The organism is Phreatobacter sp. AB_2022a (genome assembly GCF_026847585.1).
GTDB lineage: Bacteria > Pseudomonadota > Alphaproteobacteria > Rhizobiales > Phreatobacteraceae > Phreatobacter.
In genome coordinates this window covers 56,429-71,504 of the sequence record NZ_JAPSET010000030.1, presented here as the reverse complement: position 1 = coordinate 71,504, position 15,076 = coordinate 56,429, and the positions used below count along the sequence as shown (strand labels likewise).

At 69.8% G+C, this 15,076-nt stretch carries 10 protein-coding genes and 1 pseudogene; 5 read left to right on the top strand and 6 right to left on the bottom strand.

Features of this window, described 5'->3' with window-relative positions; all coding sequences use genetic code 11:
* Nucleotides 1–17 precede the first annotated feature (17 nt).
* Both OZ671_RS20690 and OZ671_RS20685 read left to right on the top strand, forming a co-directional pair.
* A complete protein-coding gene (locus OZ671_RS20690) occupies nucleotides 18–2,066 on the top strand; it encodes a prolyl oligopeptidase family serine peptidase (RefSeq protein WP_268862509.1) in 2,049 nt (682 codons plus the stop codon).
* Between the two features lie 121 nt (nucleotides 2,067–2,187).
* A complete protein-coding gene (locus OZ671_RS20685; protein ID WP_038305975.1) occupies nucleotides 2,188–2,631 on the top strand; it encodes a GNAT family N-acetyltransferase in 444 nt (147 codons plus the stop codon).
* A 56-nt stretch (nucleotides 2,632–2,687) separates the two neighbouring features.
* Here OZ671_RS20685 and alaS read toward each other — a convergent pair whose 3' ends face one another.
* The 5 genes and pseudogenes from alaS to OZ671_RS20660 all read right to left on the bottom strand — a co-directional run.
* Complete coding sequence (gene alaS, locus OZ671_RS20680) at nucleotides 2,688–5,342, bottom strand: alanine--tRNA ligase (RefSeq protein WP_268862508.1); 2,655 nt, start codon at nucleotides 5,340–5,342, stop codon at nucleotides 2,688–2,690.
* A 258-nt stretch (nucleotides 5,343–5,600) separates the two neighbouring features.
* Entirely contained in the window at nucleotides 5,601–6,680 is a 1,080-nt protein-coding gene (recA, locus tag OZ671_RS20675) for a recombinase RecA (protein WP_268862507.1), read from the bottom strand.
* A 178-nt stretch (nucleotides 6,681–6,858) separates the two neighbouring features.
* Nucleotides 6,859–7,656 (bottom strand): prephenate dehydrogenase, encoded by a 798-nt coding sequence (locus OZ671_RS20670; RefSeq protein WP_268862506.1) that lies wholly within the window; start codon nucleotides 7,654–7,656, stop codon nucleotides 6,859–6,861.
* Nucleotides 7,657–7,879: 223 nt separating this feature from the next.
* Nucleotides 7,880–9,070: an acyl-CoA dehydrogenase family protein gene (locus OZ671_RS20665; RefSeq protein WP_268862523.1), complete on the bottom strand. Its 1,191-nt coding sequence runs from the start codon at nucleotides 9,068–9,070 to the stop codon at nucleotides 7,880–7,882.
* Nucleotides 9,071–9,085: 15 nt separating this feature from the next.
* Nucleotides 9,086–10,213 (bottom strand): annotated as a pseudogene (locus tag OZ671_RS20660) (acyl-CoA dehydrogenase family protein); the annotation flags it as partial.
* A 424-nt stretch (nucleotides 10,214–10,637) separates the two neighbouring features.
* Between OZ671_RS20660 and OZ671_RS20655 the strand changes: the two are divergent.
* Nucleotides 10,638–11,531, top strand: a complete 894-nt coding sequence (locus OZ671_RS20655; RefSeq protein WP_268862505.1) for a DMT family transporter — start codon at nucleotides 10,638–10,640, stop codon at nucleotides 11,529–11,531.
* Nucleotides 11,532–11,559: 28 nt separating this feature from the next.
* On the opposite strand, the gene OZ671_RS20650 is transcribed toward OZ671_RS20655, so the two are convergent.
* A complete protein-coding gene (locus OZ671_RS20650) occupies nucleotides 11,560–12,474 on the bottom strand; it encodes a LysR family transcriptional regulator (RefSeq protein ID WP_268862504.1) in 915 nt (304 codons plus the stop codon).
* A 225-nt stretch (nucleotides 12,475–12,699) separates the two neighbouring features.
* On the opposite strand from OZ671_RS20650, the gene OZ671_RS20645 reads away from it, so the two are divergent.
* Together OZ671_RS20645 and OZ671_RS20640 are read left to right on the top strand one after the other, a co-directional pair.
* Complete coding sequence (locus tag OZ671_RS20645) at nucleotides 12,700–13,542, top strand: alpha/beta hydrolase (protein ID WP_268862503.1); 843 nt, start codon at nucleotides 12,700–12,702, stop codon at nucleotides 13,540–13,542.
* Between the two features lie 150 nt (nucleotides 13,543–13,692).
* Nucleotides 13,693–15,006, top strand: coding sequence for an efflux RND transporter periplasmic adaptor subunit (locus OZ671_RS20640; RefSeq protein ID WP_442957110.1), 1,314 nt, complete (start codon nucleotides 13,693–13,695; stop codon nucleotides 15,004–15,006).
* Nucleotides 15,007–15,076: the final 70 nt, after the last annotated feature.

Below are 15,076 nucleotides of genomic sequence, written 5' to 3'. Positions count from 1 at the left end.
GGACGAAAGGCAAAGCGATGGACGCGATCGGCGGCGAGGATCCCTATCTCTGGCTGGAAGACATCGACGGCGAGCGGGCCACCGCCTGGGTCGATGCGGAGAGCGGCCGCACGCGGGACGCCTTCGCCGACCCGACCTTCGAGGCCGACAGGGCCGCGGCGCGCGCCATTCTCGACGCCCATGACAAGATCCCCTATGTGGCGCGCCGCGGCGGCCATCTCTACAATCACTGGCAGGACGACCGGCATCCGCGCGGCCTCTGGCGCCGCACCACGCTGGACAGCTTCCGTACATCCGCGCCCGACTGGGAACTGCTGCTCGACATCGACGCGCTCGGCGCAGCCGAGGGCAAGGCCTGGGCCTTCGGCGGCGCGGTCCTGTCGCCGGACCGCAGCCGCGCGCTCGTCCGCCTGTCGCCGAACGGTTCGGATGCGGTCGAGACGCGCGAATTCGACCTTGCCGCCAGACGTTTCGTCGAAGGCGGTTTCGTCATTCCGGAAGCGAAGGGCATGGCGGCCTGGCTCGATGCCGACACGCTGCTCATCTCGGCTGCGCTCGGCGCGGCGAACACGACGCGCGCCGGTTATGGCCGCACCGTCCGGCGCTGGCGGCGGGGGACGCCGATCGACGCGGCCGAAACCGTTTTCGAGGTCGGCGCCGACGACGTCGCCGCCTGGTTCCACGTCCAGCACCGGCCGGGCCGCGAGCACCAGGCCTTCTGGCGGGCGGTCGATTTCACCCGGTCGGAAATCTTCCTCGAACCGCGCGGCAAGGCCCGCGTGAAGCTCGACCTGCCCGAGGAGGTGAACGTCTCGATGGCCGGGCGGCATCTGCTGGTGCAGCCGAAGCAGGACTGGACGGTGGACGGCGCCAGCGTGCCCGCCGGCGCGCTGGCGGTCTTCGGCCTCGACGCCTTCCTCGCCGGCTCGCGCCGGCATGTCCTCCTGTTCCGGCCGACACCGGAGCGCGCCCTCGCCTCCTGGGTCGAGACGCGCCAGGGCATCGTGCTCGACATTCTCGACCGGGTGCGCAGCCGGCTCGTGGTCATGAGCGAGCGGGACGGCGGCTGGACCGAGACCGCGATTCCCGGCCTTGCCGACAATGCCGCCATTTCGGCCGCGGCCTTCGGCGGCGAGGACGATCCGGATCTCGGCACCGACGTTGTGCTCACCACCATGGCCTTCGACCGGCCGCCGACCCTTGCGCTCTGGGACGGCACCGGCGCGCCGGCCGTGCTGAAACAGGCCCCGCCTCGGTTCGACGCCGCGGGCATCGCGGTGAAGCAGATCGAGGCGACCGCCGCCGACGGCACCAGGATCCCCTATTTCCTGGTCGGGCGCGACCTCGATGCCGGGCCGCCCCGGCCGACCCTGCTCACCGGCTATGGCGGCTTCGAGATCCCGGTCACGCCGGCCTATCAGGCGCTCACCGGCAAGCTCTGGCTGGAGCGCGGCCATCTCCTGGCGGTCGCCAATATCCGCGGCGGCGGCGAGTTCGGCGCGGCCTGGCATCAGGCTGCGCGGCGCGCCACCAAACATGTCTCGCACGACGATTTCGCCAGCGTCGCCCGCCACCTCGGTGAAACCGGCGTGACGACGCCGGCCATGCTGGCGGCGCGCGGCGGCAGCAATGGCGGCCTGCTGGTCGGCAACATGCTCACCCGCTATCCGGAACTGTTCGGCGCGATCTGGTGCGAGGTGCCCCTGCTCGACATGGCACGCTATACCAAGCTGCTCGCCGGCCAGAGCTGGATCGCCGAATATGGCGACCCGGACGATCCTGCCGAATGGGCCTTCATCCGGCGTTTCTCGCCCTATCATCTCGTCGAGACCGGCAGGACCTACCCGCCGGCCCTGATCACCACCAACCGCACCGACGACCGCGTCCATCCCGGCCATGCCCGCAAGATGGCGGCCCGGCTGAAGGAGGCCGGCGCACCGGTCTGGCTGCGCGAGACGGTCGCCGGCGGCCATGGCGGCGCGGTCGATTCCGAAACCATCGCCACCACCACCGCGCTCGGCTTCGCCTTCCTGCGCCACACGATCGCGGCCGGCCCCGGCAGCTGATGCCAGCCGGCGGCGCAGGCGCCGGCCGGATCAGCCGGGCGCATCGGTCCGATCACTTTTCGGCAATGGACTGCCGCCTCCGCTCCGGGCATGGGTTCCTCCGCTGAAGGAGGAACTGCCCATGCCCGTCACCATCCGTCCGCTGACGCCGGCCGACCGCGCCCAATGGGAGCCGCTGTGGCGCGGCTATCAGGTGTTCTACAAGACCGACATCGCCCAGGCGACCACCGACGCCACCTGGCAGCGCTTTCACGACGCGAACGAACCGATGCGCGCCTTCGGCGCTTTCGACGGCGAGCGCATGGTCGGCATCGTCCACACCATCCTGCACCGCTCGACCTGGACCATCGGCGACTATTGCTACCTGCAGGACCTGTTCGTCGACCCGACGGTGCGCGGCACCGGCGCCGGCCGGGCGCTGATCGAGGCGGTCTACGACTATGCGCGCGAACAAGGCGCGAGCCGCGTCCACTGGCTGACCCATGAGACCAATACGGTGGCCATGCAGCTCTATGACCGCATCGCCGACAAGTCCGGCTTCATCCAGTATCGCAAGCTGCTCTGAACGGCGAAGGGCGGCCTCCCGGCCGCCCCGCATATCGCGATCACGCCATGCCGTGGTCAGGCCGCGGCGAGCGCCGCCTCGATCGCGGCCAGCGCTTCGTCGGCCTTGGAGCCGTCGGGTCCGCCGGCCTGGGCCATGTCCGGCCGGCCGCCACCCCCCTTGCCGCCGAGCGCCTCGGAACCGCGCTTGACCAGGTCGACGGCGTTGAGCCTGCCGGTCAGGTCGGCGGTGACGCCGACGACGATGCCGGCCTTGCCGTCCTCGGTGACGCCGACGATCGCCACGACGCCCGAGCCGACCTGCGCCTTGCCGGCATCGGCGAGCCCTTTGAGGTCCTTCATCTCGATGCCGCTGACGCTTTTCGCCAGCAGCTTGATGGATCCGATCGTCTTGACCGCATCGCCGCCGCCGGCGCCGCCCATGGCGAGCTTCTTCTTCGCCTCGGAGAGCTCACGCTCCAGGCGCCTGCGGTCCTCGATCAGGGTTTCGAGCCGCGCCTCGGCCTCGCCGACCGGCGTCTTCATCAGCCCGGCAAGCGCCTCCAGCTTCTTCGCCTGACCGGCCAGATGATGGCGCGCGGTCGTGCCGGTCATCGCCTCGAGACGCCGCACGCCGGCTGCGACCGCGCTCTCGCCGACAACCGAGATGAGGCCGATATCGCCCGTGCGCGCCACATGGGTGCCGCCGCAGAGTTCCACCGACCAGCCGGCGGCATTGGACCCCTCCGGCGCGAGGCCCATGGAGACGACGCGCACCTCGTCGCCATATTTCTCGCCGAACAGCGCGCGGGCGCCCGAGGCGACGGCATCGTCCACCGCCATCAGCCGGGTGACGACCGGCGTGTTTTCGAGCAGCACCCGGTTGGCGATGTCCTCGACCTGCGCCAGTTCCTCCGCGCTGATCGGTTTCGGATGGGAGAAGTCGAAGCGCAGCCGGTCGGGCGCGACCAGCGAGCCTTTCTGCGCGACGTGGTCGCCCAGCACCTGGCGGAGCGCTTCGTGCAGCAGATGGGTCGCCGAATGGTTGGCGCGGATCGCCTGGCGGCGCGCGTGATCGACCGTCAGCTCCAGCGCCTGGCCGGCCTTCAGCGTGCCCTGGTCGACCGTCACCGCGTGGATGAACAGGTCGCCGAGCTTCTTCTGGGTGTCGGTGACGCGGGCGGACACGCCCTCGCCCGTCATGGCGCCGCGATCGCCCTGCTGGCCGCCGGATTCGCCGTAGAACGGCGTCTGGTTGAGCACGACGAGGCCGCTTTCGCCGGCCGCGAGGGCCGGCACTTCCGCGCCGTCCTTCAGCACGGCCAGCACCTGGCCTTCCGCGGTCTCGGTATCGTAGCCGAGGAAATCGGTCGGCCCGACCCGGTCCTTGACGCCGAACCAGACGGCATCGGTCGCCGCTTCGCCCGAGCCGGCCCAGGCCGCGCGAGCCTTGGCCTTCTGCTGCTGCATCGCCGCGTCGAAGGCCTCGGTGTCGACGGTGATCCCGCGCGGGCGCAGGGCGTCCTGCGTGAGGTCGAGCGGGAAGCCGTAGGTGTCGTAGAGCGTGAAGGCGGTATCGCCGGAGAACACGGCGCCGTCGCCCAGCGTCCTGGCCTCGCCATCGAGAATGGCAAGGCCCCGCTCCAGCGTCTTGCGGAAGCGGGTTTCCTCAAGCTCCAGCGTCTCGCTGATCAGGCTCTCGGCGCGCACCAGCTCGGGATAGGCCTGGCCCATCTCGCGCACCAGCGTCGGCACCAGCTTGTGCATCAGCGGCTCTTTGGCGCCGAGCAGCGAGGCATGGCGCATCGCCCGGCGCATGATCCGCCGTGCGACATAGCCGCGGCCCTCATTGGACGGCAGCACGCCGTCCGCGATCAGGAACGAGGACGCCCTCAGATGGTCGGCGATCACCCGGTGCGACACCTTGTGCTCGCCGTCGGGCTCGACGCCGGTCGCCACCGCGCTCGCGCCGATCAGCGCCCGCATCAGGTCGATCTCGTAATTGTCGTGCGTGCCCTGCAGCACCGCCGAGATGCGCTCCAGGCCCATGCCGGTATCGATCGAGGGGCGCGGCAGCACGATGCGCCCGCCGCCCGCCTGCTCCTCGTACTGCATGAAGACGAGGTTCCAGATCTCGATGAACCGGTCGCCATCCTGCTCGGCCGAGCCGGGCGGTCCGCCCCAGATCTTGTCGCCGTGGTCGTAGAAGATTTCCGAGCACGGGCCGCAGGGACCGGTATCGCCCATCCGCCAGAAATTGTCGGAGGTCGAAATGCGGATGATCTTCGAATCCGGCAGGCCGGCGATCTTCTTCCAGAGCTGGAAGGCGTCCTCGTCCTCGGAGTAGACGGTGACGAGCAGGCGGTCGACCGGCAGCTCGTATTCACGCGTGATCAGGTTCCAGGCAAGCTCGATCGCCCGGTCCTTGAAATAGTCGCCGAACGAGAAGTTGCCGAGCATCTCGAAGAAGGTGTGGTGGCGCGCGGTATAGCCGACATTGTCGAGGTCGTTGTGCTTGCCGCCGGCGCGCACGCATTTCTGCGCCGTGGTGGCGCGCGAATAGGGCCGTTTCTCGACGCCGGTGAAGACGTTCTTGAACTGGACCATGCCGGAATTGGCGAACATCAGCGTCGGGTCGTTGCGCGGCACGAGCGGCGAACTCTCGACGACCGCATGGTCGTTCTTGGCGAAGAAGTCGAGGAAGGTCTTGCGGATCTGGTTGACGCCGGTCATTGCCCGAACTTAACGGTTGGGACGGAATAGCGCCGTCCGATGTCGCATTGGCGGGTGTTTCTAGAGCATTTATGCCTGATATGGGAACCCGCTTTCACTCATGCCCGTGACGAGCCTGGACGCGCTCTGCCGGCAGGCCTTTCCCGGGAGAGACCGAAAGGTTCCGAAAAGCCGCGGCTGAGGGTGAAAAGCCGCCCTGAAATGACAAAGGCCGGGCGAACCCGGCCTTGATCGTCTCGAATCGCGCCTGACCTTCGATCACACTGGCTCTTCGCCGTCGGCATCCTGCTCGACCTCGCCGAGGATCTTCTCCGCGATCAGTCCGGAATTCTGCCGGATCGCCGCTTCGATCTTGCCGGCCATGTCCGGGTTCTGCTTCAGGAAGGTCTTGGCGTTCTCCCGGCCCTGGCCGAGCCGCTGGCTGTCGTAGGAGAACCAGGCGCCCGACTTCTCGACCACGCCGGCCTTGACGCCGAGGTCGATCAGTTCGCCCATCTTGGACACGCCCTCGCCGTACATGATGTCGAATTCGACCTGCTTGAACGGCGGCGCCAGCTTGTTCTTCACGACCTTGACGCGGGTCTGGTTGCCGACCACCTCGTCGCGCTCCTTGATCGCGCCGACCCGGCGGATGTCGAGGCGCATGGACGCGTAGAACTTCAGCGCATTGCCGCCGGTGGTGACCTCGGGCGAACCGTACATCACGCCGATCTTCATGCGGATCTGGTTGATGAAGATCACCATGGTGTTGGCCTTGGAGATCGAGGCGGTGAGCTTGCGCAGCGCCTGGCTCATCAGGCGGGCCTGCATGCCCGGCTGGTTGTCGCCCATCTCGCCTTCGAGTTCGGCGCGCGGGGTCAGCGCCGCCACCGAATCGACCACCACCACGTCGACCGCCCCGGACCGGACCAGCGTGTCGCAGATTTCCAGCGCCTGCTCGCCGGCATCGGGCTGGGAGATCAGGAGGTCGTCGAGGTTGACGCCGAGCTTGCGGGCATAGACCGGGTCGAGCGCATGTTCGGCGTCGATGAAGGCGCAGGTGCCGCCGCGCCGCTGCGCTTCGGCGATGGTATGCAGCGCCAATGTCGTCTTGCCCGAGGATTCCGGCCCGTAGATCTCGATGACGCGGCCGCGCGGCAGGCCGCCGATGCCGAGCGCAATGTCGAGCCCGAGCGAGCCGGTCGAGATCGCCTCGATCTCGATCGCCTTGTCGCTCTTGCCGAGCCGCATGATCGAACCCTTGCCGAAGGCCCGCTCGATCTGGGACAGGGCGGCGTCGAGCGCTTTGGTCTTATCCATGGAAGAACCTTCAACGAGTCGCAGTGCGGCCTGACTCATGGCGTGTGCTCCTTCGAGCGGCAAGGGGAACGTCGAGAATCTTCAGATGAATCGACCGTACACGGTTTGTTCTTAACAACAAGTTCTTTTTTTGTTCTCTCCGATTTTTTTCGCCTGGCCGGCGCGCGCCGGGACGGCCCTGGCCGTTCCGCCCCGGTTGCCGGCGGCGCGCCGCCGGCTAGGAATGGCCGCGGTCGAGCGCCGCGTCGACCTCGGCCGCCAGCGCGAAGAAGCGCCGCCTGACGTCGGCTGCGAAGGGATTGTCCCGCTCGATGGCGAGAAACACTTCCGGCGCGTCGTAGCGCACCATCTCGACGGCGCGCGCCACCAGGTCGAAGCTCGCCGTCGTCATCCGCGTCGGCAGCGGTTCCATGCGCACCAGCACCTTGGCGATCAGATGGGTCAGCCCCTGCACCATCGCCGCCTCGCGGTCATGGGCTTCGGGGGTCGTGACGATGACCTTGAGCCGGAGTGTCCGGCGCAGGAAGGCGGCGATGCGCAAGGCGCTGCGGCCGCGGATCGGACAGACCGCGATCTTCAGGCCGGCAATGCCGGCACGCGCGCTCTGCGGACCGAACAGCGGGTGGGTGCCGACGATCTCGACATGATCGGGCAGGCTGCGCCGCATGATGTCGGCGGGGCCGACCTTGACCGAGCCGACATCGAGCACCACCGCCCCTGGCTTCAGATGGGGGCCGATCGCTGCGATCACACGGGCCAGCCGATCGACCGGCGTCGCCAGCACGACGATATCGGCGGCCGCGACGGTCGCAAGGCTCGCCAGCGCGATGCCGCCGGGGCCCGTCCCTGCCGCCTCCGGGAAGGCCGGGTCGTAGCCGGTGAGCGGCAGATGCGGCGCCAGATGCCGCACCATCAGCCGCCCGAAGGCGCCGAGCCCGATAAGGCCGACCGACGGCAATGCGCGCGCGGGCGCGCCGCGGTCCGAGGAACGAAGGTGATGGCTGGTGCTGATCATGGCCGGGAATTCCTGCTGCTCCGGAGAGCCGCGCCGGCCTTGCGATATCGGGGATGAGGTCCAACCGCTGGCGGCGCAGCGGTTGAAAGATGACGATACACCCCCCGCTATTGTGGCGGGGCGTAATATAGGCCCGAGAGGGTCAGGATCGTCGTCATGGCCGCCGGTTTAGCCGGTCGGCCGGCGATGTCAAGGCGCCCGCCCCCGATCCCTGTCCCGCGGGTCAGAGCCCGAGCATGAGCTTGGCGAGGATGTCGCGCTGGATCTCGGAGGTGCCGCCGAAGATCGTCCAGGCGCGGCTGTTGAGGTGCTCGGGCACGATCGGCAGCACCTCCTCGGCAACGACGGGCTCTTCGTTGAGGGCATAGAGCGGCCGCATGGGCTCCACGGCCAGGGCATCGAGGCCGATCACGTCGACGCCGAGCCGCGTCACCGCCTGGCGGATCTCACTGATGCGCAGCTTGATCAGCGAGGACACCGCGCCCGGCTGCTCGCCGGCCTGCATGGCCGCGAGCAGGCGCAGCTCGGTCATTTCGAGCGCGTCGATATCGATATCGATACGCGCCGCCTCGCGCGCGATATCCGGATCGTCGATGGCGCGGCCGGTCGTGTCCGACCGGGCCAGAGCCAGCATCTGGTCGAGCCCCTGCCGGAGCTTCGCCGAGGCGATGCCAGAGCCGCGCTCGAACTCCAGGAGGTATTTGCCGTAGCTCCAGCCCTTGCCCTCCTCGCCAACCCGATTGGCGACCGGCACGCGGACATCGTCGAAAAAGACCTGGTTGACCTCGTGGTCGCCGCCGATGGTCAGGATCGGACGGATCGAGATGCCCGGGCTCTTCATGTCGATGAGCAGGAAGCTGATGCCGTCCTGCGGCCGCGCGCCGGCCTCGGTGCGCACCAGCGCGAACATGCGGTTGGCGTGGTGGGCGTGGGTGGTCCAGATCTTGGTGCCATTGACCACATAGGTGTCGCCCTCGCGCACCGCCCGCGTCCTCAGCGAGGCGAGATCCGAACCCGAGCCGGGCTCGGAATAGCCCTGGCACCAATAGTCCTCGCCGGACAGGATGCGCGGCAGGTAGTGGCTCTTCTGCTCGGGCGTGCCGAAGCCGATGATCACCGGCCCGACCATCTTCACGCCCATCGGCGAGATGGCGGGCACGCCGGCGCGCGCGCATTCGGTCTCGAAGATCCAGCGCTGCATCGGCGTCCAGCCGGTGCCGCCATAGTCCCTGGGCCAGCCCGGCGCCACCCAGCCCTTGGCGTTGAGCGCCTTCTGCCAGGGCGCGACGATCTGCGGATCGGAAAAGACCGAGGGCGTCAGCGCCTGCGCCCGGCGGATCTCCGGCGTCAGATGGGCGGCGATGAAGGCGCGGACCTCCGCCTCGAAGGCCTTGTCCTCGGCGGTCAGGTCCAGGCCGCCGGCAGTGCCGCCGCCGAGCCTCAGATGACGGCGGTGATGATGGTTGCTGCTGCCGAACAGCGTCTCGAAGGCCAGCAGCCGCTTGAAATAGGCGCCGATATCGAGCTCTTCGGTCACCCCCATGGCGCCGTGCAGCTGCACCGCCTGCTCGGCGACGAAGCGCGCGCCGACGCCGATCTTGGCCTTGGCGCCACAGGCCGCCCGGGCCCGCTCCGTGGGCGTCGAGGCGGCTTTCAGCGCGGCCCGCAGGGCCATCGAGCGCGCCTCGTCGCAATGCACCGCCATGTCGACCAGCCGGTGCCGGACGACCTGGTTGGCGGCGAGCGGCCGACCGAACTGCTGGCGCACCTTGGTATAGTCCAGCGTCCGGTCGAGCACCGCCTGCATCATGCCAACCGCCTCGGCCGAAAGCGCGGCGAGCGCCCGGTCGACCACCGCCTCGACCGCAGCCAGCGCGTCGCCCTCGCCCGTGCCGAGCCGGGCCGCGGCCGGCAGGCGGACATCGCGAAGGGTGAGGACCGCGGCGCTGCCGCCGCCGAGCCGCGGATGATGGCGCAGCGCAAGGCCCGCTGCATCCGGCTCGACCAGGAACAGCGCGAGCGGACCAGGGGGGCCGCCGCCGGCCACCGTGCGGGCCGAGACGATGAGCAGATCGGCGGCATCGGCATCGAGCACCGCGATCTTCTCGCCATCGAGGCGCCAGCCCTCGCCGAGGCCCTGCGCCGTCGCGGCGACCTCGGCCAGGTCGAAGCGCGCCGCCCTTTCGGAATGGGCGAAGGCAAGGCGCAGCGTGCCCTCCGCGACACGCGGCAGCAGCGCCTTTTTCTGCGCCTCGCTGCCAAGTTCGGCAATGAGGCCGGCGCCGAGCACGACCGTTGCGAGATAGGGCTGGCAGACCAGCCCGCGGCCGAAAGCCTCCATCAGGATGCCGACCTCGACCGCGCCGCCGCCAAGGCCGCCGTGGTCCGGGTCGATGGGCAGGGCGAGCCAGCCGAGATCGGCGAAATGTCGCCAGGTCTGCGGGTCGAAGGCCGGCGATGTCGCGCCGGCGCCGCGGCCGGCATCTTGGCGATCGCTGATGAAGCGGGCGGCGCTCTCGGCGAGCAGGCGCTGCTCTTCGGTCCTCGTCAGGTCCATCGGTCCCCCTTGGTCGCCATTGTCGGGCTGGCCCGAGCGAGTTTGCCAGAGGGACCGGGAGCGACAAGCGCCTTTGTCGGCCTGCGCCATCCGCCGTGCGGCGGAGGGCCGGCGAGGCGCGTTCAGGCACGGCGTCGGCCTCCGGCCGCCGGGAAATGGGGGCAGCCCTGCGCGACAGCCGGGCTATGGCGGCGGCCACAGGCCGCACCGTGGCACAGGCGAAAGACTGGTCGCGAAATCAATCAATTAGACGGAATGCCGGATTCGAAACGGGAGGGCGCCCGCAGCGACGGCCGCGGCCGGCATGGGCGCACCGCGCGCCCTGCGCCTTTACGCGCGGCCGCGCGCCTGCCATTGAGCCCATGGGCAGGGTGGCGCGCGGGGGCGCCGGCGGGCAGAGGCACAACGAGCGGTGACCGCGAGCGTGGCACAGGAACGGGCGAACCGCTCGGCGATCGTCGCGGTCGGCCTCGCGCTGATGGCGAGCCTGCTCTACACATTCGGCTATTCGCTCTCGAAGGCCCTGGTCAGCACCTACGGGCTGAGCGCGCTGCAGGTGACCTTCCTGCGCTGCGCGCTGGTCCTGGCGGCGAGCCTTGCCCTGATGCCCTGGCCGTCGAGCGGCATCACGCTCGCCCGGCTCGTCCGGCCGCCGCGCGCGCTCGAGCAGCGCGTCGCCGCCGTCTTTCTCGTCCTGTCCAATGCGCTGGCCGTGCTCGGCTACAGCCTCCTGCCGGTCACCGCGGCCTCGGCGCTCGGCTTCACCGCGCCGCTCCTGCTCACCGCGCTCGGCGGCCTCGTCCTGCGCGAGACGATATCGGTCGGCCGCTGGCTCGGCGCGGCCATCGGCTTCGTCGGCATGCTGCTCATCGTGCGGCCGGACGCGAGCCCTGCCACGGCCGGCATCCTCGCCTCGCTCGGCGCGGCGGTGTCCTACGCGCTCTATCAGATCCTGGTGCGCCGGCTGCGCGACGTCGCCAACAGCCTCGATACGGTGGTCCAGGTCGCCGTGGTCGGCGTCGCCCTGCTGTCCGGCGTCATGATCTGGTTCTGGCGCACCCTGACGCTCGAGGCCTTCGGCGTCGTCGTCATGTTCACCGTGGTCCAGACCACCGCGCTCTTCTGCATCGCCGGCGCGCTCCGGCGCGGCGAAGCCTCGCGCCTCGCCCCCTGGCAGTTCTCCGGACTGATCTGGGCCATGGCGATGGACGCCGTGATGTTCGGCAGCCATCCCTCCCTGCTCTCGCTCGGCGGCGGCGCGCTGATCATTCTCGGCGGCCTGATGGCGCAGGGCTGGCTCGGCGGCCGGGCGCGCTAACTGCGCGGCGGCGCGCCGGCCGGCCGCCTCACCGCCGACGGAACCGCTGGTCGGCGGCGAACAGGGCGGCGACCCAGTCGACGAAGACGCGCAGCTTGTTGCTGAGATGCCGGTTCGGCGGATAGACGACATGCATCGGGAAAGGTCGGCTGGTCCAGTCCGGCAGCACCTGCTTCAGCTGCCCGTCGGTCAGATAGGGACAGGCCATGAAGCCCGGCACCTGGGCGATGCCGAGCCCGGCGAGCGCCGCGGCCAGGAAGGCATTGCCGTCGTTGACCGCCACGGCATAGCGCGGCGTGATCTCCAGCGTCTCGTTGCCGCTCAGGAAATCGTAGCTGCGCACCCGACCGGTGCGCTGCTGGGTGAAGCCGACGACGTGATGGTCGGTCTCCAGCTCCAGCGGATGCTTCGGCTCGCCCCGCCGCTCGAGATAGGACGGCGCCGCGCAGGTGATGAGGTGAATATCGGCGATCCGGCGCGCCACCAGCGACTGGTCGGTGATGGTCCCGGCCCGCACAACGCAGTCGACGCCGTCGCCGGCCAGGTCCGCCAGCCGGTCGGAGACGCCGAGATCGATCTGGATATCCGGATAGCGGGCGTGGAAATCAGGCAGCGCCGGCACGATGACCAGCGAGGCGACCACCGTGCCGACATCGACGCGCAGCCGCCCCTGCAGGCTGGCATGCGAGAGGGTCATGCTGGCGTCGAGCTCGTCGACCTCGGCGAGAATGCGCACCACCCGCTCGTAATAGGCCGCGCCATCGGGTGTCACGGTCACGCGCCGCGTGGTGCGGTTGAGCAGCTTGGTCTGGACATGGCTCTCCAGCGACTGGACGAGCTTGGTGAGGGTCGGCTTCGGCGTGTTCAGCGCATCCGAGGCGCGGGTGAAATTGCCGGTCTCGACGACCCGGACGAAGGCCCGCATGGCCGCGAGCTGATCCATTCTCGTACTTCCCTGCATGCGCCGAGAACCGGCCATTTCGCGCGCTTGCGAAGGCCGGCCGCAGCCAGTGAGATTGGCGGGCTATTATTCACCCCTGGAAACAATGAAATTAATTTAGGCCTATTTATTGGACCCGCAAGCGGGCCCATTTGTTTGTCACCAGCGCAGGACGGTGCCCGGGCCGAGAGGCCTTGCCGCCCTGTTTGAAGGTGAGGCTTGGGTCCCATGACCGTCACGACAACCGACCACATCATCGAGACCGGCGCGCCGGACCGGGTGCGGGCGCGCGTCTATCGCAACGATGTCGCCCTGCGCGCCGCGCCCCTGGTGCTGCACCTGCATGGCGGCGCCTTCGTCAACGGCTCGCTGGAAGAAGGCGCCCCGATCGCCGGGCTGCTGGCCGAGGCCGGGGCGGTGGTGGTCTCGATCGAATACCCGCTCGCCCCGCTGAAGACCTTTCCCGGGCCGCTGCAGAGCGCGTACCGGTCGCTCTCTCACGTCCACAAGAACCGCGCCGCCTTCGCCGGCAAGGCCTCGCCGCTCTATGTGGCGGGCGAAGAGGCCGGCGGCAACCTGGCGGCCGCGCTCGCCCTGATGGCGCGCGACCAGCAGACCCCGCCGCTCGCCGGCCAGATCCTGCTGTCGCCCATGGTCGATGCATGCCTTGCCACCCGCTCGATCCGCGAGGCCGAGGCCGGCCCCGTCGGCTGCCGCTGGGCGGATGGCTGGCACAGCTATCTCGGCTCGGCGGACAAGGCCTCGCATCCCTATGCCGCCCCGGGCGGCGCCACCCGTCTCGGCGACGTGGCCCCCGCCCTGGTCCTGACCGCCGAGGACGATCCGATGCGCGACGAAAGCCTGCGCTACGCCGATCAGCTCGAACATTGCGGCGTCGCGGTCACCCGCGAGGTCCTCGCCGGCCCCACCGGCTGGCCCTGCATCCTGTGCGGCTGCGGCGATCTCACCGCGCCCTGGGTCGACGAGACCCGCCGTCAGTTCGCGTCCTTCTTCGCCGAGACCGCCGGTCGGCGGATGGCCCCCGCTTCCCTCCAGCCCGTCCGGGCCTGACGGGCGGCGGCGCGCGTTTCCCTCCAGCGCGCGCCGCCGCCCCGAAGGCCCGGCGGTTTTTTCCTGACCCACCGTGTCGAAAGCGCTCCTTTCGAGACGATGAACCTTTGTTGCCAGCACGCCCTCTTTTGCATTCCGGAGCACATGCCCGTGACCGCCGATCCGTCCCCTCAGAACCTGCCCGCCCTGCCCGCCGCCCCGCAGTCCGCAGCCGCTGCCGGGCCCGCCGGACACCAGCCGCCGCGTCGCGCCGGCCTTGCCGGCAAGATCGTCGCCGGCCTGCTCGTCGCGACCGCGCTCGCCGCCGGTGTCGCCGTCTTCGGCGGCCCCGGCGAGAAGGCGCGCGCCGACAATCCCGCCGCCGCCGCGCCGCCGGCCCTGCCCGTGTCGGTCGCGACCGTCGAACCACGCGATGCCATCGCGTGGGACGAATTCTCCGGCCGTCTCGAAGCCGTCGAACGGGTCGATGTCCGCTCGCGCGTCGCGGGCGCGGTCCAGTCGGTGCATTTCCGTGAAGGCGCGCTCGTCAAGCAGGGCGATCTGCTCGTGACCATCGATCCGGCCCCCTATGCGGCCGAGGTCGAAAGGGCGGAGGCGCAGGTCGCTGCGGCCGAGGCGCGCGTCGCGCTGGCCCGCACCGAGCTCGCGCGCGGCCGGCAGCTGGTCGATTCGCGCGTCGTTTCGGTCCGCGATCTCGATCAGCGCACCAATGCCTTCCGCGAGGGCGAGGCCAATCTGCGCGCGGCGCAGGCGGCCCTGCAGTCGGCCCGCCTCAACCTCGGCTACACGGAAGTGCGCGCGCCCGTCGCCGGACGCGTCGGCCGGCTCGAGGTGACCGTCGGCAATCTCGTGCCGGCAGGCCCCGGCGCGCCGCTGCTGACGACCCTCGTATCGGTCAATCCGATCTATGCCAGCTTCAACGCCGACGAGCAGGCGGTGGCCCGCGCGCTCAATTCGCTTGGCGCCGGCAGCAACGTCACCGCCGAGCTCGGCCGGATCCCCGTGGAGATGCTGACCGCGACACGCGGCAGCGAACGGGTGCGCGGCACGCTTCAGCTCGTCGACAACCAGGTCGATGCGCGCACCGGCACGGTGCGCATGCGCGCCGTCTTCGACAATCCCGACGGCACGCTGATGCCTGGCCAGTTCGCCCGGCTGCGCATGGGCCAGGCCCGCGCCGAGCCGGCGCTGCTGATCACCGACCGGGCTGTCGGCACCGACCAGGACAAGAAATTCGTCATGGTGGTCGGCGACGATGGCAAGGCGATCTATCGCGCGGTGGTGCTGGGCGCGGCCAATGACGGGCTGAGGGTGGTCACGAGCGGCCTGCAGCCGGGCGAGCGCATCATCGTCAACGGCCTGCAGCGCGTGCGTCCCGGCGACCGCGTGCTGGCCCAGCCGGTGCCGATGGACCTGCGCAACACCGCCGAGGCACGCGTCACGGCGGCGACGCCCCGGAACTGAACGGGCGGCCGCTCGGCCCCGCCGCGGCGGCCGCTTTTTTCCTCCTTCCAGACAAAAACCTGCCATCCCC

Bases quoted from the DNA above. Each gene is read 5' to 3' on its own strand.
- recA (WP_268862507.1), bottom strand. From the start codon at position 6,680: ATGAGTCAGGCCGCACTGCGACTCGTTGAAGGTTCTTCCATGGATAAG.
- OZ671_RS20685 (WP_038305975.1), top strand. From the start codon at position 2,188: ATGCCCGTCACCATCCGTCCGCTGACGCCGGCCGACCGCGCCCAATGG.
- OZ671_RS20650 (WP_268862504.1), bottom strand. From the start codon at position 12,474: ATGGATCAGCTCGCGGCCATGCGGGCCTTCGTCCGGGTCGTCGAGACC.
- alaS (WP_268862508.1), bottom strand. From the start codon at position 5,342: ATGACCGGCGTCAACCAGATCCGCAAGACCTTCCTCGACTTCTTCGCC.
- OZ671_RS20670 (WP_268862506.1), bottom strand. From the start codon at position 7,656: ATGATCAGCACCAGCCATCACCTTCGTTCCTCGGACCGCGGCGCGCCC.
- OZ671_RS20645 (WP_268862503.1), top strand. From the start codon at position 12,700: ATGACCGTCACGACAACCGACCACATCATCGAGACCGGCGCGCCGGAC.
- OZ671_RS20690 (WP_268862509.1), top strand. From the start codon at position 18: ATGGACGCGATCGGCGGCGAGGATCCCTATCTCTGGCTGGAAGACATC.